This is a genomic window from Yersinia rochesterensis, assembly GCF_003600645.1.
GTDB classification, from domain to species: domain Bacteria; phylum Pseudomonadota; class Gammaproteobacteria; order Enterobacterales; family Enterobacteriaceae; genus Yersinia; species Yersinia rochesterensis.
This window is the reverse complement of record NZ_CP032482.1, coordinates 4,182,609-4,207,645: the sequence shown is the minus strand read 5'-3', so window position 1 is coordinate 4,207,645 and position 25,037 is coordinate 4,182,609. Positions and strand designations below refer to the sequence as shown.

Below are 25,037 nucleotides of genomic sequence, written 5' to 3'. Positions count from 1 at the left end.
AGGTGTTGCCAAGTTAACATACATATTTTTTCTACATTGGCAGTTTTTATTAGTATAAAAAGTGAGATATTGCAGATGGATGGGGTATTGCGTTGATGCTCTGAGGATTTTGATAGTGACACGAACTCTTTGCAGGAACTTGCGATGCATCGCACAAAATAAAATTTTCAAAGAAAGTTATTTGAAACTTTTTTTTCAATAGCATAGAGTCTGCATATCGGCTGGCTTTTCGTCTTTCCGGCGGTTGGTCGCCTTGTGGGTTATATTGGCTTTATCCAAGATAACTCTTACTGATTAAGCGCATGGTTCGTTAGGTGTCTGGCATATAGCCATTTTCAATGACCCTTGCGATAGCCGCTATTTAAGAAGAGGGTGAGACATGAAAATCGTGAGTAACTTTATCGGCGGGAAGAATTCTTTGAGTTCCAGTAATCAGACTGTCGATATTCATAACCCAGCCACCGGCAAGGTTGAAAGTCAGGTTACACAAAGCACTGCTGAAGAAGTTCATCAGGCTATTGGCGTTGCTCATCAGGCTTTTGTCGATTGGTCACGAACTCCCCCTTTGCGCCGCGCTCGCATCATGTTCAATTTTAAAACATTAATTGAACAACACCGTGATGAATTGGCTGAGTTGATTGTTCGTGAGCACGGCAAGGTCTATTCAGATGCGTTGGGCGAAATCACTCGCGGTCTGGAGGTGGTCGAATTCGCCTGTGGTATCCCTCATTTATTGAAAGGCGAATATTCCGCAGATGTGGGCACCGGGGTTGATAGTTTCTCGATGATGCAACCTTTGGGCGTTGTGGCCGGGATAACCCCATTTAATTTTCCTGCGATGGTTCCAATGTGGATGTTCCCCATTGCATTGACGTGTGGTAATACCTTTATTCTGAAACCCCCTGCGCTCGATCCTTCAGCATCGGTTCGTTTAGCTGAATTGCTGACAGAGGCGGGCTTACCTGATGGCGTATTCAATGTTATTCACTGTTCAAATGAAAATGCTGCGCAACTCTGCACCGACTCACGAATTCAAGCTGTAAGTTTTGTGGGTTCCTCTACTGTTGCTGAACATATTTACACCACTGCCAGTGCACAGGGTAAGCGCGTACAGGCTTTTGGTGCTGCAAAAAATCAAGCGATTATCATGCCAGATGCTGATTTGGATGCGACAGTTAATGCATTGATGGGTGGTGCATTTGGGTCTGCCGGTGAGCGTTGTATGGCGTTGCCTATTGCCGTTGTCGTCGGTGATAGCACGGCGGATAAGCTCATTGAAAAGTTAAAACCACTTATTGCTCGTTTGCGTGTCGGCCCAGGTTTACAGCAAGGTGGGGAAGAAAATGAAATGGGGCCGTTGATTTCAGCAGCCCATCAGAAAAAAGTTCTTGGTTATATTGAGCAAGGTGTTAAAGAAGGCGCGACATTAGTCACAGATGGTCGCAACTATAATGTCACTGGCTATGAGCAAGGATATTATGTTGGCGGCACGCTGTTTGATTATGTCACTCCGGATATGAAAATTTATCGGGAAGAAATCTTTGGCCCAGTGTTGGGGATTGTCAGAGTTCCTGATTACCAAACCGCAATTAATACTGTAAATAGCCATGAATTTGGTAATGGGAGTGCGATATTTACCAGTAGTGGTCATTATGCACGACAGTTCGTACATGAAGTCCAGGCAGGGATGGTTGGCGTTAATGTCCCGGTTCCTGTGCCGATGGCATTTCACAGTTTTGGTGGTTGGAAGCGCTCTGTATTCGGTGCATTAAATGTTCATGGCACTGATGGTGTGCGTTTTTACACCCGTATGAAAACAACCACGGCCCGTTGGCCAACCGGCCAGCAAACTGTTTCCGAATACAGTATGCCAACACTGGGTTAATGCTGCTTGAGAGTGTTCGTTAGAGTAATTTCATGTTGCCAACAGGGGAGTCATCATGTCGACACTACTTGCCAAATGTCAGCTACCGGATGTGGATGGGCGTATTCAGCATATTTCTCCAGAGAACGCGGGCTGGCGTTTTGTCGGGTTTGATGTCTATCACTTGACGGCTGGAAAGACGTTGGTTCTAGACAGTGCTGATAATGAACTTTGCCTGGTATTGGTTGCTGGAATTGCCTCGGTATCAACACGCCGGGCTGAATATCCGCACATTGGCAAACGCATGAGTCCATTCGAACGAACACCGCCTTATTCTGTTTATGTTCCACATCATGAGCATGTGAAAGTTGTGGCAGAGACCGACTTGGAATTGGCTGTTTGCCGCGCCCCCGGTAATGGTTATTTACCTTCCCGGCTGATTACACCGGCGGATGTGGGTGTGGAACGGCGAGGTAAGGGGCGTAACCAGCGGTTAGTACATAATATTTTACCTGACAACCAACCCGCCGATAGCTTGCTGGTGGTTGAGGTTTATACTGATGAAGGGAATACCAGTTCATACCCAAGCCATAAACATGACCAGGAAAATGTTACAGATGAAACCTATTTGGAGGAAACCTATTATCACCGGCTGAGTCCAGAACAAGGTTTTTGCCTGCAGCGAGTGTATACCGACGATCGTTCACTGGATGAATGTATGCCAGTCTATAACCGGGATGTCGTGAAAGTACCAAAGGGCTACCACCCCGTGGCAACATTGGCAGGTTATAACAGCTATTATTTGAATGTCATGGCAGGGCCGGTACGGCTATGGAAGTTTACCTGGGAAAAAGATCATGCGTGGATCAATAGTGATCAATATCCGACAGGAAAAAGCTAAAGTGCTTTTGTTAAAAACGAATTGATGGGTAGGTGGGATTCTACCCATTCTATTGATCTGCCAAAGTTTACACTTGGTTTGTAGTTTATTGATAATACTGATTTATAGATTATTCTTTTGCGTTGTTCAGTGCTAATGAAACCGCTAAAGTTTGCGCCAGACACATAGAAGCAACTTGTGAGCGGAATCCATCGACTTGTGCTTCTCGCACCACAAAACACACATCACTGAAAGCCGCTAATGGGCTGACTTGGCTGTCAGTAATTGCAATCTGTTGAGCACCACTTTTCGCACCCAATTCGACCAGTTCTAATGCTTCTTGTGCATAGGGTGAATAGCTAATGGCAATAACTACGTCTTTGGGTTTCACCATACTCAATTGTTCAGCGAACATCCCCCCTAGCCCATCAATTAGAAAAGCTCGGCGTTCCAAATGACGTAATGCATAGGTCAGGTATGAGGCAACGCTGAAAGAGCGCCGCAAACCAATCACATAGATATTTTCAGCGTTGTTCAATAGCTCAACTGCTTTATCCAACTGTTCTGCGCTGGTTTGCACTGCAAGTTGTTGTAGGGCTTGTGCATTGACCATCGTAAATACATTCAGTATTTCAGCAGGTTTTTCTGGTGCTGTATTGCCATCAGTTGAGGTTTGACGGAATAACCGTGCGCGCTCGGTATAGTTAACGGTTTCTTCCATCAGATGTTGACGGAATACCTGTTTCATTTCATTAAACCCACTGAAACCAAAGGCATTTGCAAACCGAATTAATGTTGATGGAGGCACACTAGCTTGGGCCGCAATGGAAGCAACTGTATCAAATGCAATGCTGTTACTGTTATCCAAGATATAACGGGCAACTTGTTTTAAACGTTTGCTTAACGTCTCATAACGATGACGAATCTGGTCTTGTAACAATGATAGTTGAGTAGGGTTATTCATCCATTCGGCCCACGGCAGAGGAAAATTCAGGGGTTATCTGTCAGGCATTCTAACAGATGGTTGGAAAATTTCATTTGCTGATATCCGCATTTACTTTTATTTCATCGCGAATTCAAACTGTTCACGAAGCCATAATAAAGGAAACGGCTATAAGCAAAAGGTATTACTTTATCAAGTTTGACAAAAATCAGGATTTTTTCAGGCTAATAAGGAATAAATCGTGCAGATGGCAGCACAATGGCGCTGACGTTTTTCACATCAGCGCCAGTAAAGCTGTATTAAATTCAGATGACAGGCCGATAGTCTCGCCAATAACCTATCAGCGTTTGATAATTTTGTTTCACTTGCGCGATCAACTCTGCATCATTTAACTCACCTTGTAGCCAATGGCGAGATGCTTGACCGAAGATGGTGCGGCCAACAGCAAAACCTTTAACCCAAGGAGCTTGAGCCGCTGCGGCAAAACCCGCTTTTAATATAGCTTCTGAAGAGTCTAACCCAAGAATCAATACACCTCGGCAATAGGGGTCTTGAGTTTCAATCAAATTACCTACGTGTTGCCAATTTTCTGCGCTTAGTGGTGGTAGTTTCCACCAATCTGGTTGAATACCTAGCGCATAGAAATGTGCCATAGTTTCAATGTAATAACGTTCATCTTTGTCTTTATTATCTTCAGGTAAAATGACTTCCAACAGCAATTCATGCCCTGATTTACAGCATCCACGGTAAACATCCAGAATCAACTCATCCTGTTGCTGGCGTAGCTCTATGCTGTCTTTAGGATGATAAAAAATCAGGCACTTCACAACATGTTCCAGCGGCCAATCAATAAGTTGGGAGCCAATGTTGCCGTGTTCCAGACGTAATGGCCTTGAGCTGGGTTGCTCAATCGGGCGACCTATCCACCACCCTTGGCCAGTAATAGTGTTAAGTGCTTCCTGGCCATAAGTTGTATCTGCCAAAATGCCGCTCTTCTGTGTTAGCTCAGATTCTTGAGCAGCTTGCTGCGCAGCTTGGAGCAATAATGTCTTGAGCTGGGGGATACGTTCTTCACTAACCCCCGCCTCGCGAGCCATATCAACCAGTTGTTTGCGGTGATCAAAAGCGAAGACACAAAGTTCCGGCCATTGCTGTTTACGGCTAGTCACCCGGTGCAAGTGGTTAAGATGGGCATCACGATCTGGGCGTAGAATAGAGCGTTCACGGCTGAGGTAATTATCTAATTCTATTTTGGTTGGCATAGCAGGCGCACAGCCATGACGGGAAACAACCAGTGCACCGCAGGCATTGGCGTAACGGCAAGCTTGTTCCCAGCTCTCGTCATTAAGATAACCGCGCAGTAAGCCAGACATAAAGGCATCACCAGCTCCCAATACATTGAGAACTTCAACGCGAACACCCGAATGGAGTTTGACCCATTCCCAACGGGTGGGAATTCCCCCTTCGAACACTGAACAACCTTGTGCTCCGCGTTTACAGACCAGCGTCGCTTGGGTTGCTTTACGCACATTTTGTAGCGCTATCAGAGTATCTGTACTGCCACCGGCAATATGGAACTCTTCTTCCGTGCCGACAATTAAATTGAAATGGTGTAGGACTTCCTGTAATTGCTGAGTCACTTTTTCCGACTCAATGAAACGTGTTTCACCATCGCCAAGTGAGGTCAGACCCCATAATACTGGGCGATAATCAATATCCAAAGCGGTTCGTAGCCCATGTTTATGTGCATATTCCAATGCTTTCAGTACGGCATCGCGTGTATTGGGGTGCGAAAGATGTGTGCCAGTGATAGCCAATGCTCGGGATGATGCAATATAAGACTCGTCTATATCATCTTGCGTGAGGGCCATATCCGCACAGTTTTCACGGTAAAAGATCAGTGGGAAAGTCTCTTGATCTTTAATCCCTAGAATAACCAATGCGGTTAGACGCTGTTTGTCAGTAATAAGAAAACGGGTATCAGCACCAACACGTTGTAATTCCTCGCGCAGGAAGCGGCCCATATGTTCATCACCTACACGTGCCAGCATCCCTGAATTCAAACCTTGGATTGCCGTGCCGTAGGCAACATTACCTGATGAACCGCCTAAATATTTGGCAAATGTACTGGTATCTTCCAGTCGGGAACCAATCTGTTGTCCATAAAAATCGACGGCAATTCGCCCGATACATATGACATCCAGCACTTTGTGTTGTGTACCCATCCCCATTTCCTTCTTTTAAAACCCCGACAATGTCCAATGAAATGAACTGTAATGACGTTTCTGAAATTAGTATGAGGAATAAATATTTCAAACTCAAGGTTAAATGAAATTTATACCCCGAATATGTGACGGGGCTAAAAGCCTTGTATAACGCTCGGAAATAGAGTCCAAGCCAAAAGATAGTACAAATTATTAATGGTTTTCTTAGGGGGGACTAGTCGATATTGGAAATCAATATAAACCAAAGATATCAATAAATTACATGTCTATTTCAAGGTATTAAAATGATCCTTTTTTAAGTGGGTCAATGTGGGTATGACAGTTTCAGTGTTTACCTGATTATTTGATCCTCATCGCATAATGAAATGTTTCTTCTGTAATGTGATTTTATGAAAAAAATATTTGTTTATAATCCCTGCAATGTTTCACCTCATTGTTGTCAGCATAGCGGAAACCATCAAGCCGGCTTCTTCTGTGTGGCAAACGTATCTTTGGGGCTGAAAGTACCTCAGTCCCATGGTATCGCGCAAACATAGCAAAGGATGGGTAAATGAATAAGATTCGGCTAACCACGGCACAGGCATTAGTTCGTTTTTTGGACAATCAATACCTGCAAGTTGATGGTCAGGAAATCAAATTTATCAAAGGGATCTTTGCTATTTTTGGCCATGGTAATGTACTGGGGATCGGGCAAGCACTGGAACAGGATTGTGGCGAATTAGTCGTCCATCAAGGGCGTAATGAACAAGGAATGGCCCATGCCGCGACGGGCTTTGCAAAACAGAAACTACGCCAGCAAATTTATGCTTGTACCTCATCTGTTGGGCCAGGAAGTGCCAATATGGTTACTGCCGCGGCTACCGCAACGGCTAATCGCATCCCACTACTCTTGCTTCCTGGTGATGTATTTGCATCGCGTCAACCAGACCCCGTGCTACAGCAAATTGAGCAATCCCATGACCTGAGTATCAGCACCAATGATGCATTCAAACCCGTCAGTAAATACTGGGATCGCATTATGCGGCCAGAGCAACTGATGAGCGCGTGTATTAATGCAATGCGAGTTCTCACTGATCCAGCAGAAACCGGGGCTGTGACACTTTGTTTACCGCAAGATGTTCAGGCTGAAGCCTATGACTATCCTGATTATTTCTTCCAGAAACGCGTTCATCGTCTTGACCGAAGGCCAACCAGCGCTGTAATGCTGGCTGATGCGATTGCTTTATTGACCACCAAACGTAAGCCGATTTTGGTCTGTGGTGGGGGCGTGAAATACTCGCAAGCCGGTCAAGCATTACAACGATTTGCCGAATGCTTCGGTTTGCCCTGGGTAGAAACACAAGCCGGTAAAGGCACACTCAGCTCAGAACATGAACTGAATCTCGGTGGTATTGGTGAAACGGGGTGTTTGGCGGCTAACACATTGGCGAAACAGGCTGATCTTGTGATTGGCATTGGTACTCGTTATACCGACTTTACTACATCATCTAAGTGGTTGTTTCAGAATCCTGATGTTTCATTCCTCAATATCAATGTGAGTACTTTTGATGCCGGCAAACTCGATGGTTTGCAATTACTGGCTGATGCGCGTGAAGCATTGTCAGCATTGCATCAACAGCTTAATAGCTCTGGCTACCAGGCCGGTTGGGGGGGCGAAATTGCTCGGATGCGCGCTGAACAATTAGCGGAGACGGAGCGGGTCTATCAGGTGGAATACAATGCCGATGATTTTACCCCTGAGATAAATGACCATTTGGATCGTGAGCAGGTTTTTGCTGAGTTTATCAATAAAACCGGTTCTTTCCTGACACAAAGCCAAGTGCTGGGGGTACTGAATAGCCAATTACCTCAAGATGCCGTCATTGTTGCTGCTGCAGGGAGTTTACCCGGTGATTTGCAGCGGGTGTGGCGCACAAAAGGCAGTAATGGCTATCACGTCGAATATGGTTATTCGTGTATGGGCTACGAAGTTAGCGCTGCGTTGGGTGTGAAACTGGCTGAACCTGATCGCGAAGTTTATTCGTTGGTGGGTGATGGCGCTTTCATGATGCTGCATTCTGAGTTAGTCACATCCATTCAAGAGCGCTGCAAAATTAACGTTGTGTTGTTCGATAACATGACAAATGGCTGCATTAATAACCTCCAGATGGAACATGGAATGGACAGTTATGCCACTGAATTCCGTTTCCGTAATCAAGAAACTGGTCAATTAGACGGTGATTTTGTTCCAGTAGATTTTGCCATGTTGGCCGCTGCTTATGGCTGTAAGACATATCGTGTTTGCACTGAGCAGCAATTGGTCGATGCATTGGCCGATGCCCGTATGCAGACGATTTCAACCCTTATCGATATAAAAGTTCTACCAAAAACTATGGTGCATAAGTACCTGAGTTGGTGGCGAGTCGGGGTTGCTCAAGTTTCTGACAGTGAAAGGACGGACGCAGTGGTTCGGCTGTTGGAACAAAATATTGCCAAAGCCCGTGATTATTAACGTACCTGTAACTTGAAAGATGACGGGTACATTTGATCTGAATGTGAAGTCGTAAAACGAGCAGGAATCACCTGCAAACCAAAACTTCATGAGGGAAATAATATGTCGTTAAATATTGGTGTGATTGGCACGGGTGCAATTGGTCAGGATCATATTCGCCGTTGTAGCAAAGTTTTACAGGGGAGCCATATTGTTGCTGTGACTGATATTAATCGCGAGCATGCCACCAAAGTTATTCGTGATTTGGGTATCGAGGCGAATATATACACTGATGGCTATGAAGTGATTAATGCAAAAGAAGTGGATGCGGTGTTAGTGACTTCTTGGGGGCCAAGTCACGAAGAGTTCGTGTTGGCGGCGGTTGCGGCAGGTAAATATGTATTCTGTGAAAAACCATTGGCTGTGACCGCAGAGGGTTGCAAGCGGATTGTCGAAGCTGAAGCGGCGCAAGGTAAGCGCTTGGTTCAAGTCGGGTTTATGCGGCCTTATGACCAAGGCTATCGCGCACTGAAAGATGTGATTATCAGCGGGAAAATTGGTGAGCCATTAATGCTACATTGCGCTCATCGCAACCCGAGAGTCGGCGATAACTACACCACGAATATGGCTATCACAGATACCTTAATTCATGAAATTGATGTACTGCGCTGGTTGTTAGATGACGATTATGTCTCTGTTCAGGTTGTTTTCCCGCGAAAAGCCAAACATGCCAAAGCACATCTGAGAGACCCACAAGTCGTGCTATTTGAAACGGCAAAAGGGACGCGTATTGATGTGGAAATCTTTGTGAACTGCCAGTATGGCTATGATATTCAATGCGAAGTGGTTGGTGATATTGGTATTGCGAAATTACCTGAGCCATCTTCAGTATTGCTGCGTAGCGAAGCTCGACTATCACATGAAATCCTCACTGATTGGAAAGATCGCTTTATTGATGCCTATGATGTCGAGTTGCAAGCCTTTATCAACGATGTTCTGGCTGAAAAACTCACTGGGCCTTCTGCTTGGGATGGTTTTGCGGCTGCAGTCACCGCTGATGCCTGTATTGCTGCGCAGGAGAATGGTGAGATTGTCCCAATAGACTTACCACAACGGCCCGCTTTTTATAACAAATAATATCAATATCTGCTGTCTGTGCTTTAGCCAATAAGCTGCGGTGTGGCCATATTTTTGTTGCAGAGTCGGTCTATTTCAAGCTTGTACATATTTCACGCAAAACCGGGGGGCTATGAAGATTGCATTTGATGTTGATGTCATTAAAAACCTGGGTATCACTAATATGGTCCGTCAAGTGGCAGAATGGGGATATGACTATATTGAGCAGTCACCGCATCCGCAGCTGAACCCATTTTATAAGCACCCCAAAGCGGGCCGTGAAGTTATTGCTGAATATAAGAAAGCATTAAAAGAAACTGGAGTCGAAATATCATCTTTTATCGTGGTATATCGCTGGGCTGGGCCGCTTGAAGCTCGGCGACAGGCTGCAGTTACCAACTGGAAGAGAATGATTGAAATTGCTGTCGAGATGGGTGTTCCTGTGATTAACACTGAACTTTCTGGCGATCCGAATGAGCCAGAAATTTGCGAAGAGATGTGGTATCGCTCAATGGAAGATCTATTGCCAATTATTGAGCGCGAGGGTATTCGGGTAGAGATTCAATCTCATCCATGGGATTTCTGTGAAGAAAACAATGAAACCGCAGATTTAGTGAAATCATTACGCAGTGATAACGTGAAATACCTTTATAGCGTTCCCCACACCTTTTTCTATGATAAAGGCAAAGGCGATGTTGCCAGTATGCTGAAATATGCCGGTGATGATCTTTCTCATGTATTGATTGCCGATACTATGAATCACACTAAACACTGTCGTTATATTGTGAATCCGCCGGGTGTTGATGCTGTTATTCATCAACACGTGGGTATTGGCGAGGGAGAAGTTGATTTCTCCACATTATTCCAGACATTACGTGATATGGATTTCGCCAACCGTACTTTTAAAGTCGGTGGTGAATCAATTATTGCGACTTCTCTTTTTGGTTATCCGGAAAAAATGGTGCATCAGGCTGTTGCTACTCGCGAACATATTGAGCGCGAATTGTTAGGTAAATAAAACCCTATAGCCACCTGAGTATTAAGCATCATTTAAAACATAAATAAAGACTATTTTTGGCTTTGCAGGATGGGTAATTAATCACCTTTTAATTGTATTCATCTGGATAAGTAAGATATGTCGCAGAGGTTTATTATGAATAAAGATCGTGTGAAGTTGGCAATCGCTCCTATTGGTTGGACGAATGATGATATGCCAGATTTAGGCAAAGAAAATACTTTCCAACAATGTATCAGTGAAATGGCGCTGGCTGGATTTACCGGTAGTGAAGTTGGTAGTAAATATCCACGAGATCCTAACGTATTGAAACCTATGCTTGAACTCCGTGGTATACAGATTTGCAATGCTTGGTTCAGCACTTTTTTTGCCGATGATCAGCGCGCTAAAACCATTGATGAATTCACTAATCATATGAATTTTCTCCATGCAATGGGGGCCAAAGTGATTGGTTGTTCAGAACAAAGTAAAAGTATTCAAGGGACGACAAAATCTGTTTTTGAAGAAAAGCCTTATTTTACTGATATTGAGTGGCAACGTGTTGCGGATGGTTATAACGAGTTAGCCAAAATCGCTGCCACGAAAGGGATGCAAGTGTGTTTACATCATCATATGGGGACCGGTATTCAAACCAGTGACGAAATTGATCGTTATATGAGCATGGTTAACGATGATGTTTATCTGCTATTTGATACAGGGCATGCTTATTATTCCGAGGGTAGCCAGGAGGCGATGTTAGCTATTTTAGAAAAATACTTGCCGCGTATTAATCATGTTCATCTGAAAGACGTTCGTGATGAGGTGGTTGCGGAAGTTAAAGCGAAAAAATTCAGCTTTCTTGATGGTGTGAAAAAAGGCACTTTTACAGTACCCGGTGATGGTGTTATCGATTTCCGTCCAGTATTTAAATTACTGGATGAAAAAGGCTATCAAGGTTGGATGGTGGTGGAGGCAGAGCAAGATCCAGCCATTGCTAATCCATTTGAATATGCGGTGAAAGCCCGCCGTTATATCAAAGAAACAGCGGGTATTTAGCAATATTTGTCATCTTGCCAATGGCAGGAGTTTTTACTGCTCTGGTATGCCGTCTACCTGCAAACAGTCGCCGTAGGGGGTATAGGCCTTATCCCCCGATGGTTAGCTTGATTGCTTGATTCGTCCCATATGATAGGCATCAACAAACTGCCCATCACGGAAAGCAAAACATGGGCTGGTGCCCTCAATTTCAAAGCCGAATTTACGGTAAAGAGCAATGGCGGCTAAGTTATCGACAAAAACAGTCAATTCAATCCTTTGTATATTCAGCCAGTTATCACATAAGTCGATCATGGTCGCCATTAATATGCTGCCCACACCTTGCCTGCAAAAGTCGGCATCAATAGCAATACCGAAAGTAGCCACATGACGACGGCGCGCTCGCTGATTTGCCTCGACAGTAAGTTGACCAACAATTTTGTCATCAATACATGCCACCAGATTATGCATCCCAGTGGGTGCTTCTCTGAGCTTTTTCGCCCACATATCTTGAGACGGTAGGGGGAGCTGTAATGTGTCGCGATAAACCTGTGGATGAGAAAATAGCTGCTGCAAGGCCGGATAATCAGTGAGTTCCACATGGCGTATCTGCACATTTTTCATAAACATACCCCTACTCTTACTGTTTGAATTACCTAATAAAATAACTATTTATTTAACTGAGTCAATAATATTGGTGGTGGTTAAAAAAAACACTTTACAAGTGAGAGTGATAATGATTATCATTGTCGTGCTTTCAGGTGAGGCCATCAAAGTTTAGGTGTTCACATTACGAAGGCACGACATTGCTCACATTGCTTCCAGTGTTTACTTAGCCAGCCGGGTGCTGGCTTTTTTTTTGTCTGTTTTTACTCATCCGTCTTTGTTTATTCTCGGCCAAAACACACCTTTTTCAGAGATTGGCATGCCTTTGCAGCCTAATTGCTTCAAATTTAAATCATTTGTCTTTTCACTGATTAATTAGTCGAATTTTTTGAACAGAGGGATGAGTTTTTTGCGCTTTCATATTCTTCAGCGACATCTAGACTAAAGAAAACGTTGAGGAGAACTGAACATGATTTATTTACGCAAAGCAGAAGAACGTGGCCATGCTAATCACGGTTGGCTAGACAGCTGGCATACTTTCTCATTCGCCGATTATCACGATCCAGAATTTATGGGTTTTTCAGCACTACGGGTGATTAACGAAGATGTCATCGATGCTGGTCAGGGTTTTGGTACTCACCCGCATAAGGACATGGAAATTCTGACTTATGTGCTGTCCGGGACTGTTGAACATCAGGATAGCATGGGCAATAAAGAGCAAATTCATGCGGGTGAGTTTCAGATTATGAGTGCTGGCACGGGTATCCGTCATTCAGAATATAATGGCCGTGATGATCAGCCGCTGCATTTGTACCAGATTTGGATTATCCCGAATAAGACCGGTTTGCAGCCGCGTTATGAACAACAAATGTTCGACATTCCGCAAGGGCGGCAACTGGTGTTATCACCGGATGCTCGTGATGGCTCGCTAAAAGTGTTCCAGGACATGACGCTATGGCGCTGGGCATTGAAACGTGAAGAGCAGTCAATTTATCAGATTCAGGCAGAGCGCCGTATATGGATACAGGTCGTGCGCGGCAAGGTATCTATCAATGGCCGCCATGCGGGTACCAGCGATGCATTCGCTATCTGGGATGAAGCAGCTCTTTCTATTCATGCCGATGAAGACAGTGAAATCTTGCTGTTTGATTTACCGCCAGTTTAAGTTTGATCGTCCTAAGTAAAAAAGGGTATGCATCGCGTCATACCCTTTTATTTGCTAGAATGGCACCCCGTTTACTTTGCCTCAGTTCATTGATAATGAAGAAAAAAAGGCCAGTGCTACAAGATGTTGCTGATATGGTTGGGGTCACTAAAATGACGGTCAGCCGCTATTTGCGCAATCCGGAGCAAGTTTCTGCGATGTTGCAGGAAAAAATTGCACTGGCGCTAGACGAACTGGGCTATATCCCTAATCGTGCTCCCGATATCCTGTCCAATGCCACCAGTCATGCTATTGGTATCTTGCTGCCATCATTAACCAATCAGGTTTTTGCCGAGGTGCTGCGGGGGATTGAAAGTGTAACGGATGCTCATGGCTACCAAACCATGCTGGCACATTATGGCTACCAGAAAGAACGTGAAGAGCAGCGGTTGACCTCTCTGCTTTCCTACAATATTGATGGATTAATCCTCTCCGAACGGCACCACACGGCGCGTACATTGAAAATGATTGAGGTCGCGGGCATTCCTGTTATTGAGCTAATGGATTGTTCTTCGCCCTGCATTGATTTGGCTGTGGGCTTTAATAACTTTGAAGCTGCAAGACAAATGACCCAGCAGATTATCGCCAAAGGCCACCGTTACGTGGTGTATTTTGGCGCGCGTCAGGATGAGCGGACGGTGATTAAACAGCAAGGTTATGAGCAGGCGATGCGCGAGTCAGGTTTGGAACCGATGAGTGTGATGACTAGCCGTTCTTCATCATATTCTGCTGGCGCGGAGTTATTGCGCGAAGCACAGGTGAATTATCCGCAGATCGACAGCATTTTCTGTACCAATGATGACTTGGCGATTGGCGCAGTATTCGAGTGTCAGCGGCAGGGGCTTTCTATTCCGCATGATATGGCGATAGCGGGGTTCCATGGTCATGATATTGGCCAGTCGATGGTGCCGAAGCTGGCCAGTGTACTGACCCCGCGCGAAAGAATGGGGCAAATTGGTGCCGAGCGCTTGCTGGCGCGGCTACGCGGAGAGGTGGTCACACCCAAAATGGTCGATGTGGGCTTCACCATCCTCCCCGGTGGCAGTATTTAACTCACTGTTATTATTAGATAACGGTTGCCAATAACAGGCAGCCGACTAACCCGCAGACAGAAATAATAGTCTCCAGCACTGACCATGATTTGAAAGTCTCGACGATTGTCAGGTTGAAATATTCTTTAAACAACCAGAAGCCTGGGTCGTTGACGTGAGAGAAAATCACACTGCCCGAACCCACTGCAATGACCATCAATTCAGGGCTGGCACCAGTGGTGGCAATGAGTGGCGCGACAATCCCCCCGGCCGTGATGGCGGCCACAGTCGCAGAACCTAGCGCAATACGCAGGACGGCTGCAATTGACCATGCCATCAGAATTGGTGATAGCCCGCTGCTGTTCATCATGCTGGCAATGTAGTGGTCAACGCCGCTGTCGACTAAAACCTGCTTGAAAGCCCCGCCACCGCCAATAACCAACAACATCATCGCAATGATTTTGATGGAGTCAGTCACGGTGTCCATCACGGACTCCATTGAGCGGCCACGGTTTAAACCAAAGGTGAAAATCGCGATTAACACGGCGATCAGTGTGGCGATCACCGGGTCGCCCAAGAACTCAGCATAAGAGAGGACCGGGTGGCCTTTGGGCAAAATCATCTCTGCCACAGCCCGCAATGCCATCAAAATAACCGGCACCAACGCAGTGCTGACACTGACACCAAAACTTGGCATTTCTTCGTCAGTAAAGGTTTTCGGGTTATACAGCCCCTCCGGCACAGGTTTATCAATCCCTTTCAGGAATCGTGCAAATACCGGGCCAGCCAGAATCACGGTTGGAATAGCCAATAATGTCCCATATAACAGGGTCTTACCCATGTCGGCATGGAAGATGGTGGCAATGGCGGTTGGGCCAGGATGAGGGGGCAAGAAACCGTGAGTCACTGACAGCGCCGCGGCCATCGGGACACCCACATATAATAATGGAATGCGGGCTGATGCCGCGATACTGAATACTAGCGGCAACAACAACACGAAGCCGACTTCATAGAATAGAGCAAAACCGACGGTGAAACCGGTCAGTACCACCGCCCACTGAATGTGTTTTTTACCAAATTTATCAATTAAGGTTGTGGCAATTCGTTGAGCGCCACCGCAGTCCGCCAGTAATTTACCGAGCATGGCGCCGAAGCCCATAATCAGCGCTAGGCTACCTAGTGTTCCACCGACCCCTGCTTTGATTGAGCCGACAACTTTATCGACCGGCATCCCTTGCATGACACCCACCGCTAGCGCGACCAGTATCAACGAGATAAATCCGTTGAGCTTGAAACGGATCATTAGTAACAGCAGCATGGCAACGCCAACCGCGACAATGACTAATGGCATAGTATTTCTCCATTTATTTAGAGTATATGTATCGCTTTTTATTATGGTTACAGTCAGCTGGAGCCAGCGTGATTGCGCGATTGAGTCCAATGACGATGTTCTATCCGGTGTGATAAAAGTCACATCTCCATTTGTTACCGGTATCATGATACCGGTAACATGGTAAAATACGGAACCATAGAGAGCAGTAAAATTCCTATTCTGAGATAGAGATCAACATTATGGCTGGACGTAGCATTATCGTGATGGGTGTATCAGGTAGCGGTAAAACCACTGTGGGAGAGGCAGTGGCACGGCGAATTCATGCCAAATTTATTGACGGTGACGACCTACACCCCCGTGCTAATATTCAGAAAATGGGCAGCGGACACCCTCTTAATGATGAGGATCGCATGCCGTGGCTAGAGCGCCTGAGTGATGCGGCCTACAGTCTGAATCATAAAAATGAAACTGGCATTATTGTCTGTTCGGCCCTGAAACGCCGCTATCGCGATCGGCTGCGGGAAGGTAATCCGGAAATGGTATTTTTATACCTGAAAGGCAGTTTTGAGGTCATTATGGGGCGGTTAAAAGCCCGTTCCGGCCATTTTATGCCCACTGATTTATTAAAAAGCCAGTTTGATGCATTGGAAGAACCGGGGTCAGAAGAACCGGACGTTATCTGTGTGGATATTGATGCGGATATTGATGAAGTCGTGCAGCGCTGTGTGTTAGCGCTGGAAAAACAGGGCTAATCAGTGAGTGATGCAAACCCAAAGAGGGTTATTCAGACGGCTAATAAGGTCAAATGAAGGGGAAATGTGCCGAATGGGTCGTAGCGGCTTAGGCCGCCGGAGCGCCCATCGGTGCAGTCGCCCCGCGAGTCTCCGAGCTATAAAATAGGTTTGTCAGCAACCTCAAAGGGTTATTGCCCCTCTGAGGTCATATAACCGGCGTGTAAACTTATTTAGTCATTTAGTTAGATAGGCGCGCACGCCATCCAAAAACATCTGCGTTGATAACATCACCAAAATTAACCCCATCAGCCGCTCCAAAGCACTGACACCTTTATTGCCCAACAAGCGCAGGAACAGGTTCGACATCAGTAAAATAGCCGCCGATAAACCCCAGGCAATCATCAACGCCAGCACTAAATGGCTGAGCTGATTAGGATATTGATGGGAGAGCAGCATCAGGGTCGCCAGAATAGACGGGCCTGCCACTAAGGGAATTGCCAGTGGAACCAGGAAGGGTTCTTCCCCTGCCGATAGCCCGGTAACATTGCTTTCTGGTGAGGGGAAAATCATCTTAATAGCGATTAAAAACAAAATGATACCGCCGGATATTGAGACGGTTTCAGTGCGCAGATTCAAGAATGCCAGAATCTTCTCGCCTGCGAACAGAAAAATCAGCATCAATATGAGCGCGATCAGCAATTCGCGAATCAATACTATGCGCCGCCGTTTAGGTTCCAGATGTTTAAGCACCGACATAAAAATCGGCAAATTCCCCAGCGGATCCATAATCAAAAACAGCAGCACGGTTGCCGCAATCATCTCTGTCATTATTACCTCAAAATAATCAAAACGACTGGCATTTCCCGCCAGTCAAAGTCACATATTAGAAAGATTGCTTTGAATCATTCTGGTATCGAATAATTTAACTTGCCACTTTGTCCATATTTCGTAAGGTGGTATCAGGTCTCCCTCGTCAGTGCGCTGTATGCACCAGCAGTAATGCGAGACAGACATCCATTAATCAGTGTCACCTTCCAAGGCAGGACAGTAAACATGAAAAACGTTGGTTTTATCGGCTGGCGCGGTATGGTCGGCTCAGTACTCATGCAGCGCATGATTGAAGAACGCGACTTTGACGGTATCCGCCCGGTCTTTTTCTCTACCTCTCAACATGGCCAAGCCGCCCCGTCTTTCGCCGGCCAGCAAGGTACATTGCAAGATGCTTATGATATTGATGCGCTGAGTGCATTGGATATTATCATCACTTGCCAAGGGGGAGATTATACCAACGAAGTTTATCCAAAGCTGCGTAAAGCGGGTTGGCAAGGTTATTGGATTGATGCCGCTTCTTCTTTGCGTATGCAAGATGACGCAATTATTATTCTGGACCCGGTAAACCACGGTGTTATTCAGCAGGGGCTGGATAAAGGTATCAAAACCTTTGCTGGTGGTAACTGTACCGTCAGCCTGATGCTGATGTCATTGGGCGGTTTGTTTGCTAATGATTTGGTTGAGTGGGCCTCTGTGGCCACTTATCAGGCGGCTTCCGGTGGTGGTGCGCGCCATATGCGCGAGTTACTGACCCAAATGGGCATGTTACACGCCGATGTAGCAAAAGAGCTGCAAGACCCGGCTTCGGCCATTCTGGATATTGAACGCAAAGTGACGGCGGCCACTCGCAGCGGCAAATTGCCGACCGATAACTTTGGCGTGCCATTGGCGGGCAGTTTGATCCCTTGGATCGACAAAGCGCTGGATAACGGCCAGAGCCGTGAAGAGTGGAAAGGCCAAGCCGAAACCAACAAAATTTTGAATACCGGCAGTGTTATCCCGGTTGATGGTCTGTGTGTGCGCATCGGCGCACTGCGTTGCCACAGCCAGGCTTTCACACTGAAACTGAAAAAAGACGTGCCGCTACCTGAAATCGAGCAATTGCTGGCCACTCACAATGACTGGGTTCGCGTTATCCCGAATGACCGTGAGTTGAGCATGCGCGAACTGACCCCTGCGGCAGTAACCGGCACCTTGAACACCCCGGTGGGCCGTCTGCGTAAACTGAACATGGGGCCGGAATATCTCTCCGCCTTTACCGTCGGTGATCAGTTGCTGTGGGGCGCGGCAGAGCCACTGCGGCGTATGCTGCGAATTCTGCTGTAATCGATTATTGAGAATAATAACAAAAAAGCTCTGATCTTATGGTCAGGGCTTTTTTATTGCTCATAATTATTAGTTAACTTTAATAAATGGTTTGTTTTCTGAATGTCTTAGTTCTAATTTTATTATTGAAATATATTATTTGTTTTTAATTAAAATTTTTTCATTTGTTTTTATAATGTTTTAAATTAATTTTCATTCCAGAACCCTAAAAGATTTTGACAATTTTTATTATAAACGCTAGTTTTAATCCATCAGGAAGAATTTGAAAAAATGGCGTTCAATTATACTAGTTAATAGTATGGATTTTAATAAATGAAAAAAACAGCTGTGTTTGTTTATAATTCTAGCCCAATGTTGGGGAGAGCATTATTTACTCCAGTGATATTTGGTTGGAATAAAGAAGATAAATATGTAAAAAAATTAAATCATGACTTGGTTGAGAAGGGCATAAACTGTAACGTAATACTTGACCCATCAGAATCTGATGTAGATGAACTAAAGCAAATTGCTGATTTTATTATTTGCACCCCAGGATTACAAAAACAACTCTACCTTAGTGATTATGATAAAAGAAAAGTCATTTATCTTACTACGTTAGAGTATTATTGTAATGATACCGATAGAGTGATTAGATTTATAAATTCACAGGTAAATTAATAGAGGAACATTTATGAAAAAATCTAAAGAGTTATTGCGTGAAATTAAAGATGAAGTGATTTTTTCTAAAGTATCAGGAGGTAGTAACGATTACAATCCAGGCCCGAGTATGACTTGGGGCGGGGTAATGGATGCTGTTCGTTCTTGCTCATGGCCAGGTGGTTTCTATGGAGATCCAAACCCAAGTTATACAGGAGGCGGCTTTAGTACACAGCGATAATATTTAAAATAAGGCATAATGCTGTTTCACATAGCATTATGTCTCTTATCTGTTAGGTGTTATAAACATGAACGATATTGTGTATTATAATTCGGATTACCTCGAGCGAATCACAAGGGGTAGTTTTAAATTTGAATATAATGATTTGGTATTGTTGAATCGCTGGGTTGACAATATTTCATTTATATTAGAGATTGATAAAAGATTAACTAATTTAATAGAACCTGAAGATTTATCGGTCGGTGATGTTTTAAAAAAAATCTCTTTTTTATTTGAAGACATTGAACAGACACCAAATCCAACTTTGTCTGCAATTATAATTGTTAAAGATGAAGAGCGGTGTATTAAAAGATGTATTGATAGTATTATAAACAGCGTAGATGAAATTATTATTGTAGATACTGGTTCTACTGATAGTACTTTAGATATAATTAAAGGAATAGGTAATCATAATATTATAATTCATAATATGATTTGGATTGATGATTTTTCTCATGCACGCAATTTTGCGAAAAGTAAAGCAAGTAAAGATTGGCTCATGTTTATTGATGCGGATGAATACTTAGAGGCCATAGATGATAACGAAATCAAAGATAAGTTATGTATTTTACAAACAATGTCTATAAAAGATGAAATGGTAGTGTGTCCATTTATTTCTAATCACAATGGATATAATATTAAGACAGTTCGTCGATTTTTCTTAAATAATACAGATATAAACTATTTTGGCTTGGTTCATGAGGAACCAAGAATATATGATTTTTTACCATATTATATTTCCATTGATGTCAAATTTTTTCATGATGGTTATATGGATGAAATTGTAAAAAGTAAGAGAAAAACAGAAAGAAACTTATACCTTTTGAACCGAATGATGTTGTTAGAGTCAAATAATTTGAGGTGGAAGTTTTTTTACTATCGGGATGGAATTGATAATATAGATTTATTAGATGCTGAAGTTGAAATTAAATCCGCTATTTCATTAAATAAAGAAAATGATTTTTCAGCAGACAATGTTATTGATGATGAGTTTACTTTTGCATTGTTAGATATTCTTGCTAATAATTTATTTAGGCAAGGTAAATTTGATGATGCTAATCTAATGGCCGAAATTATGAACGATTTTTACCCCGAGAATAGCAATTCATATTATTATAAATGCCTTATAAAAATAATCAGGCTAAGAGAGGAAGTCAAAAAACTGCTAAATGATACAATCATATATAGGGAAGAAAATATTAACCCTCAATATGGAATGATTCATAGTGAAGGTTATCATATAGACTTACTTATTTCTATCCTTCTGTTTGAGAATGGTTATATCAAGCAAGCAGTTAAATACTTTACCTTTTTGGATGGGATAGATTTCAAAAGTAACATATTAAATGAGTATAAGGAAAAGATTAGAGTTATTAAATCATTTTAGGTCTTAATTTAATCCAGCGGAAGTTAATATGAAAGTATCAGATCGTACTATCAGATCGCTGAATGTTCTGATAAAGATAGTTTTTTATACATTGTTTTATTTGGGCAATTTGTATTTATCTAGTTTTTTATTGGATTGGGTGATGCCAGAACTTGGAATGAAGTTATATCTTTCAATAGGTGGGGCAATCCTATGTACATTCATTCCATCTATGGATTTTATGAAAGAGGTGATCGATAAATATTTAATGATAGGAAATAAATAATTTTATTATTTATTTAATCTTATAGAGGGAGTTGTTAGATGAGAAGATTATCTGTAGTTGAAACTAAATATGTTAGTGGTGGCGATGGAGGGAGAGAATTAGCTCAGATGTCTGGTAGCATAGCTGGAGGTGTGATTGGAGGGCGTTTAGCTGGTCGCGCAGGGGCTACAGGAGGTGCTGCATTTGGTGGTTTTGCTGGAGGGCAAGCTTATGATGGCGTTTCTCATGTCATTAATTCAGCACCGCGAATTACGATTCCAGCAGTAAGCTATGATCCCGCAACACTAGGTCGGCCCTCTTATATGAGTGGCCCTGATAGTTATTATATTTGCAGAATGACTGGCAAGCTAAATTGCGGTTAATATGATAACTCTCAGATATAAAATTAAAAGCACACCATATTAATTATGCTCTATTGATACTTAGTAGGGTGTGTTTCTATTTGTTTTTCAAATGACTATTAATAAGATGTAGCGGGATTATATATGTTCAGGCAGGAAGCCTTTGATTACCAGAAAGCCAAATGGACAGGGAAAGCTCTACTTATTTCAGGTGTTCCAGTTTGGGTTGTTGCCATAATGTCGGCAATGATTATTGTTACTTTGGTTATTTTTATCGCATTCGGCAATTACACTCGCCGAATAAATGTTTATGGTGAAGTCACCACACTTCCTCGTCCAATCAATATTTTTGCTGCCCAACAAGGCTTTATTACCCAAAGTTTGGTTAATGTGGGCGATGAGGTGGTAAAAGGGCAAGCGCTGTATCAGCTTGATGTCAGCAAAGTCACTCATTCCGGCACCGTCAGTAAAAATAACAAGCAGGCGATTAAGCGGCAGTTGGCGCAGGTTGAGAGTATTATCCAAAAACTACAGAGCAACAAGCATGCAACTTTGGATAATTTATTAGCGCAAAAAAAACAATATGAAACTGTATATAAGCAATCTTGCCAATTAGTGAAGAACAGCCGACAGAATATTGAATCCATGCGTAAAACGGTAGAGAGCTATGGTGAATATCAGCGCAATGGGTTAATCACCCAAGAACAAGTGCATAACCAAACCTATTCTTATTATCAGCAACAAAGTGCTTTCCACAATTTGTACAGCCAGAATATGCAGGAAGCACTGCAAATCACTAATCTGAGCAGCGAAATTATTACCCGAGCGGCTGATTTTGATAACCAAATTTCACAATATGAGTTGCAGTACGGTGATTTACAAAAACAGTTAGCTGAAACAGATGCTACAGGAATATTGGTTGTCAATGCACCAGTTGATGGGCGGATAGAATCACTCAGTGTGACAACCGGGCAAATGGTGAATGCGGGGGACAGCCTGGCGCAATTGGTTCCCGGCACTGATGCCACCTATTATCTGGTGCTTTGGCTGCCTAATGGCGCACTGCCCTATATTACTGCGGGCGACCACGTTAATGTGCGTTACGATGCTTTTCCTTTCGAAAAATTCGGCCAGTTCGCCGGGCGAATTGAATCACTTTCCTCCGTGCCCGCTTCTATTCAGGAAATGACCAGTTATAACAGTGCACCATTCCGGCGCGCCGACTTGGGGAGTGAATCTTATTATAAGGTATTGGTTAATTTGGATAAAACCAAATTTCAGTCTCAAGAAAAAATACTGTACCTAACCGGTGGTATGAAAGCACAATCCACTTTTTTCCTCGAAAAACGTTCTCTTTACCAATGGATGTTTTCGCCTTTCTATGACCTGAAAAAAAGCCTGGCGGGGCCAGTCCATGAATAATGCGTTTTTATCCTCTCTGGCCAACAAACTGAATTTAGTCTGGCGGAAAAGAGTGCCACAGATTTTGCAAACTGAATCCTCGGAGTGCGGGTTAGCCAGTTTGGCAATGGTATTTCATTATTTTGGTCTGAATATTGATTTGTTTAATTTGCGACAGCAATTCGGGGCTTCAGCGCGTGGGGCAACACTGAATACGTTAATGGATATCGCCAGTTCACTCAAATTCAAAACTCGGGCTTTATCACTTGATATTAATGAATTATCGGCACTTAGAACCCCCTGTATTCTGCATTGGGATCTTAATCATTTTGTGGTACTGATTGCTGTCCGTCGTAATAGTATTGTTATTCACGATCCTGCTTTGGGGCGTAGGGTTATCGGTATAAATAAATTTTCTCAGCATTTCACTGGCATTGCATTGGAGATATGGCCTGATAGCAATTTTACCGCGGTTACCCACAAAAGTCGGTTACAGCTACGCCGTTTATTATCCAATATCAGTGGATTAAAGGGGGCATTAACGAAAATATTTTGCCTCTCACTGGTTATTGAGGCAGTGAGTTTACTGATGCCGGTCGGGACTCAACTCGTTTTAGATCATGTGATTCAAGCCAGCGATCACCACTTGCTCGCGCTAATTTGTACGGGTCTATTGTTCTTTATTATATTCCGTACCGCCGTGGCGATGTTGCGCTCGTGGACAACTATCGTGATGGATTCATTAATAGATGTGCAGTGGAAAGCGGGTATGTTTGACCATTTGATGAGGCTACCGCTGGCCTATTTTGAAAAGCGTAAGTTAGGTGATATTCAGTCACGTTTTGGCTCATTGGAGACTATTCGCTCCACTTTTACGGCCAGTATTGTTAACAGTATTATCGACTGCATTATGTCTGTCGGCGTGCTTATTATGATGTTGCTATATGGCGGTGGGTTAGTTTGGGTGGTGCTGGGGTTCACCGCTATTTATATCCTCATGCGCCTGATGACTTATAGCCACTACCGGCAGGCATCAGAAGCACTATTGGTTAAGGGGGCTAAAGCCAGCTCACATTTTATGGAAACGCTGTACGGCATTGGCACTTTGAAAGCATTAGGCTTGCTAAAAACTCGCTCTCAATTCTGGTTAAATCTCAATATAGACACGACCAATGCGGGTATTCGAATGACTCGATTAGATATGCTATTTGGTGGCGTGCATGCTTTTATCGCGGCCTGCGATCAAGTTATTATTTTATGGTTAGGAGCATCATTAGTTATTGATAATCAGATGACACTGGGAATGTTTGTCGCATTTAATGCTTATCGTGGTCAATTCTCAGAGCGCGCCAGCAGTCTGATTGATATGGTGCTGCAATTGCGTATGCTCAGTTTGCATAATGAGCGAGTGGCAGATATTGTTTTGTCTGAACCAGAAAAAGAAATGCCAGCTCGCCAATTATTTCCTCCCAATACACCGCTCTCTTTTTCCGTATGTAATCTGGTTTATCAATATGACAATTTATCTAAGCCTATTATTAATGGCCTTAATCTTGACATTAAATCAGGAGAGAGTGTCGCTATTGTCGGCCCGTCCGGTGTAGGAAAAACCACCTTAATGAAATTGATGAGTGGTTTATTGGAACCGAGTGCGGGGAGTTTATTCGCTAATGGGCTGGATATTCATAGCCTCGGTATCAACAATTATCGCCAATATATTGCCTGTATTTTACAGGATGATAAATTGTTTGCTGGCTCGATTGCAGAGAATATTGCCAGTTTTGATATTTCTCTCGATCGAGAATTCATGATTAGCTGCGCTCATCATTGCAATATCCATGACGATATTATGCAAATGCCGATGGGTTATGAAACCTTACTTGGGGAGTTGGGCGGCAGTTTATCTGGCGGCCAAAAACAGCGTTTATTGATTGCTCGCGCGCTGTACCGCCGCCCCGGAATTCTATTTATGGATGAAGCGACCAGCCATTTGGATCTGGATAATGAAGACTATATCAATGCCAGTATTGCTGCACTGGCTATTACCAGAGTTATTATTGCTCACCGGCCTTCAACTATTGCCTCGGCTGATCGGGTTATTACATTAGTCTGAGTGGATAATTCGCTTGAGTGGT

At 43.7% G+C, this 25,037-nt stretch carries 21 protein-coding genes; 16 read left to right on the top strand and 5 right to left on the bottom strand.

Annotated features, from left to right (window positions below; translation table 11 throughout):
• The first annotated feature begins 379 nt into the window (after positions 1–379).
• A complete protein-coding gene (locus DXZ79_RS19625; RefSeq protein ID WP_038637387.1) occupies positions 380–1,885 on the top strand; it encodes a CoA-acylating methylmalonate-semialdehyde dehydrogenase in 1,506 nt (501 codons plus the stop codon).
• Between the two features lie 55 nt (positions 1,886–1,940).
• Positions 1,941–2,765: a 5-deoxy-glucuronate isomerase gene (gene iolB / locus DXZ79_RS19620; protein WP_038637384.1), complete on the top strand. Its 825-nt coding sequence runs from the start codon at positions 1,941–1,943 to the stop codon at positions 2,763–2,765.
• Positions 2,766–2,874: 109 nt separating this feature from the next.
• Here the strand turns inward: iolB and DXZ79_RS19615 are convergent, their stop codons facing one another.
• A complete protein-coding gene (locus DXZ79_RS19615) occupies positions 2,875–3,708 on the bottom strand; it encodes a MurR/RpiR family transcriptional regulator (protein WP_004388956.1) in 834 nt (277 codons plus the stop codon).
• 284 nt (positions 3,709–3,992) lie between these two features.
• On the bottom strand, positions 3,993–5,912 hold the full coding sequence (locus DXZ79_RS19610; RefSeq protein WP_162928762.1) for a bifunctional 5-dehydro-2-deoxygluconokinase/5-dehydro-2-deoxyphosphogluconate aldolase: 1,920 nt from the start codon (positions 5,910–5,912) through the stop codon (positions 3,993–3,995).
• A 550-nt stretch (positions 5,913–6,462) separates the two neighbouring features.
• Here DXZ79_RS19610 and iolD point away from each other — a divergent pair.
• The 4 genes from iolD (at position 6,463) to iolE (ending at position 11,548) form a co-directional block, all read left to right on the top strand.
• Positions 6,463–8,403, top strand: coding sequence for a 3D-(3,5/4)-trihydroxycyclohexane-1,2-dione acylhydrolase (decyclizing) (gene iolD / locus DXZ79_RS19605; protein WP_120011557.1), 1,941 nt, complete (start codon positions 6,463–6,465; stop codon positions 8,401–8,403).
• A gap of 102 nt (positions 8,404–8,505) precedes the next feature.
• Complete coding sequence (gene iolG / locus DXZ79_RS19600) at positions 8,506–9,519, top strand: bifunctional inositol 2-dehydrogenase/D-chiro-inositol 1-dehydrogenase (protein WP_038637376.1); 1,014 nt, start codon at positions 8,506–8,508, stop codon at positions 9,517–9,519.
• A gap of 112 nt (positions 9,520–9,631) precedes the next feature.
• Positions 9,632–10,516, top strand: coding sequence for a sugar phosphate isomerase/epimerase family protein (locus DXZ79_RS19595; protein WP_038637373.1), 885 nt, complete (start codon positions 9,632–9,634; stop codon positions 10,514–10,516).
• Positions 10,517–10,651: 135 nt separating this feature from the next.
• The gene (gene iolE, locus DXZ79_RS19590) at positions 10,652–11,548 is read left to right on the top strand and encodes a myo-inosose-2 dehydratase (RefSeq protein WP_038637370.1); all 897 of its coding nucleotides are present in this window, start codon (positions 10,652–10,654) and stop codon (positions 11,546–11,548) included.
• A gap of 102 nt (positions 11,549–11,650) precedes the next feature.
• Here iolE and DXZ79_RS19585 read toward each other — a convergent pair whose 3' ends face one another.
• Positions 11,651–12,151, bottom strand: a complete 501-nt coding sequence (locus DXZ79_RS19585) for a GNAT family N-acetyltransferase (protein WP_038637366.1) — start codon at positions 12,149–12,151, stop codon at positions 11,651–11,653.
• A 451-nt stretch (positions 12,152–12,602) separates the two neighbouring features.
• On the opposite strand from DXZ79_RS19585, the gene DXZ79_RS19580 reads away from it, so the two are divergent.
• Positions 12,603–13,298 (top strand): pirin family protein, encoded by a 696-nt coding sequence (locus tag DXZ79_RS19580; RefSeq protein WP_038637363.1) that lies wholly within the window; start codon positions 12,603–12,605, stop codon positions 13,296–13,298.
• Positions 13,299–13,393: 95 nt separating this feature from the next.
• Entirely contained in the window at positions 13,394–14,389 is a 996-nt protein-coding gene (gene gntR / locus DXZ79_RS19575) for a gluconate operon transcriptional repressor GntR (protein ID WP_038637360.1), read from the top strand.
• Positions 14,390–14,402: 13 nt separating this feature from the next.
• On the opposite strand, the gene gntT is transcribed toward gntR, so the two are convergent.
• Positions 14,403–15,719, bottom strand: coding sequence for a gluconate transporter (gntT, locus tag DXZ79_RS19570; protein ID WP_038637357.1), 1,317 nt, complete (start codon positions 15,717–15,719; stop codon positions 14,403–14,405).
• 221 nt (positions 15,720–15,940) lie between these two features.
• On the opposite strand from gntT, the gene DXZ79_RS19565 reads away from it, so the two are divergent.
• Positions 15,941–16,453 carry a gluconokinase gene (locus DXZ79_RS19565; protein WP_038637355.1) on the top strand — a complete coding sequence of 171 codons (513 nt, stop codon included), beginning with the start codon at positions 15,941–15,943 and terminating at the stop codon, positions 16,451–16,453.
• Positions 16,454–16,669: 216 nt separating this feature from the next.
• On the opposite strand, the gene DXZ79_RS19560 is transcribed toward DXZ79_RS19565, so the two are convergent.
• Positions 16,670–17,263, bottom strand: a complete 594-nt coding sequence (locus DXZ79_RS19560) for a YhgN family NAAT transporter (protein ID WP_032821272.1) — start codon at positions 17,261–17,263, stop codon at positions 16,670–16,672.
• A 225-nt stretch (positions 17,264–17,488) separates the two neighbouring features.
• On the opposite strand from DXZ79_RS19560, the gene asd reads away from it, so the two are divergent.
• The 7 genes from asd (at position 17,489) to DXZ79_RS19520 (ending at position 25,015) form a co-directional block, all read left to right on the top strand.
• Positions 17,489–18,592, top strand: coding sequence for an aspartate-semialdehyde dehydrogenase (gene asd / locus DXZ79_RS19555; RefSeq protein WP_038637352.1), 1,104 nt, complete (start codon positions 17,489–17,491; stop codon positions 18,590–18,592).
• Between the two features lie 312 nt (positions 18,593–18,904).
• The gene (locus tag DXZ79_RS19550) at positions 18,905–19,249 is read left to right on the top strand and encodes a hypothetical protein (protein ID WP_038637348.1); all 345 of its coding nucleotides are present in this window, start codon (positions 18,905–18,907) and stop codon (positions 19,247–19,249) included.
• 13 nt (positions 19,250–19,262) lie between these two features.
• Entirely contained in the window at positions 19,263–19,469 is a 207-nt protein-coding gene (locus tag DXZ79_RS19545; RefSeq protein ID WP_050291844.1) for a hypothetical protein, read from the top strand.
• 67 nt (positions 19,470–19,536) lie between these two features.
• A complete protein-coding gene (locus tag DXZ79_RS19540; protein ID WP_120011556.1) occupies positions 19,537–20,895 on the top strand; it encodes a glycosyltransferase family 2 protein in 1,359 nt (452 codons plus the stop codon).
• 303 nt (positions 20,896–21,198) lie between these two features.
• Complete coding sequence (locus DXZ79_RS19530; protein WP_038637335.1) at positions 21,199–21,522, top strand: hypothetical protein; 324 nt, start codon at positions 21,199–21,201, stop codon at positions 21,520–21,522.
• 123 nt (positions 21,523–21,645) lie between these two features.
• On the top strand, positions 21,646–22,923 hold the full coding sequence (locus tag DXZ79_RS19525) for an HlyD family secretion protein (RefSeq protein ID WP_038637332.1): 1,278 nt from the start codon (positions 21,646–21,648) through the stop codon (positions 22,921–22,923).
• A complete protein-coding gene (locus tag DXZ79_RS19520) occupies positions 22,916–25,015 on the top strand; it encodes a peptidase domain-containing ABC transporter (RefSeq protein ID WP_038637329.1) in 2,100 nt (699 codons plus the stop codon). The genes DXZ79_RS19525 and DXZ79_RS19520 overlap by 8 nt, the downstream gene beginning before the upstream one ends.
• Positions 25,016–25,037: the final 22 nt, after the last annotated feature.

Excerpts from the sequence above, each read along its gene's own strand:
- DXZ79_RS19625 (WP_038637387.1), top strand. The coding sequence starts at position 380 with ATGAAAATCGTGAGTAACTTTATCGGCGGGAAGAATTCTTTGAGTTCC.
- iolB (WP_038637384.1), top strand. The coding sequence starts at position 1,941 with ATGTCGACACTACTTGCCAAATGTCAGCTACCGGATGTGGATGGGCGT.
- DXZ79_RS19615 (WP_004388956.1), bottom strand. The coding sequence starts at position 3,708 with ATGAATAACCCTACTCAACTATCATTGTTACAAGACCAGATTCGTCAT.
- DXZ79_RS19610 (WP_162928762.1), bottom strand. The coding sequence starts at position 5,912 with ATGGGTACACAACACAAAGTGCTGGATGTCATATGTATCGGGCGAATT.
- iolD (WP_120011557.1), top strand. The coding sequence starts at position 6,463 with ATGAATAAGATTCGGCTAACCACGGCACAGGCATTAGTTCGTTTTTTG.
- iolG (WP_038637376.1), top strand. The coding sequence starts at position 8,506 with ATGTCGTTAAATATTGGTGTGATTGGCACGGGTGCAATTGGTCAGGAT.
- DXZ79_RS19595 (WP_038637373.1), top strand. The coding sequence starts at position 9,632 with ATGAAGATTGCATTTGATGTTGATGTCATTAAAAACCTGGGTATCACT.
- iolE (WP_038637370.1), top strand. The coding sequence starts at position 10,652 with ATGAATAAAGATCGTGTGAAGTTGGCAATCGCTCCTATTGGTTGGACG.
- DXZ79_RS19585 (WP_038637366.1), bottom strand. The coding sequence starts at position 12,151 with ATGAAAAATGTGCAGATACGCCATGTGGAACTCACTGATTATCCGGCC.
- DXZ79_RS19580 (WP_038637363.1), top strand. The coding sequence starts at position 12,603 with ATGATTTATTTACGCAAAGCAGAAGAACGTGGCCATGCTAATCACGGT.
- gntR (WP_038637360.1), top strand. The coding sequence starts at position 13,394 with ATGAAGAAAAAAAGGCCAGTGCTACAAGATGTTGCTGATATGGTTGGG.
- gntT (WP_038637357.1), bottom strand. The coding sequence starts at position 15,719 with ATGCCATTAGTCATTGTCGCGGTTGGCGTTGCCATGCTGCTGTTACTA.
- DXZ79_RS19565 (WP_038637355.1), top strand. The coding sequence starts at position 15,941 with ATGGCTGGACGTAGCATTATCGTGATGGGTGTATCAGGTAGCGGTAAA.
- DXZ79_RS19560 (WP_032821272.1), bottom strand. The coding sequence starts at position 17,263 with ATGACAGAGATGATTGCGGCAACCGTGCTGCTGTTTTTGATTATGGAT.
- asd (WP_038637352.1), top strand. The coding sequence starts at position 17,489 with ATGAAAAACGTTGGTTTTATCGGCTGGCGCGGTATGGTCGGCTCAGTA.
- DXZ79_RS19550 (WP_038637348.1), top strand. The coding sequence starts at position 18,905 with ATGAAAAAAACAGCTGTGTTTGTTTATAATTCTAGCCCAATGTTGGGG.
- DXZ79_RS19545 (WP_050291844.1), top strand. The coding sequence starts at position 19,263 with ATGAAAAAATCTAAAGAGTTATTGCGTGAAATTAAAGATGAAGTGATT.
- DXZ79_RS19540 (WP_120011556.1), top strand. The coding sequence starts at position 19,537 with ATGAACGATATTGTGTATTATAATTCGGATTACCTCGAGCGAATCACA.
- DXZ79_RS19530 (WP_038637335.1), top strand. The coding sequence starts at position 21,199 with ATGAGAAGATTATCTGTAGTTGAAACTAAATATGTTAGTGGTGGCGAT.
- DXZ79_RS19525 (WP_038637332.1), top strand. The coding sequence starts at position 21,646 with ATGTTCAGGCAGGAAGCCTTTGATTACCAGAAAGCCAAATGGACAGGG.
- DXZ79_RS19520 (WP_038637329.1), top strand. The coding sequence starts at position 22,916 with ATGAATAATGCGTTTTTATCCTCTCTGGCCAACAAACTGAATTTAGTC.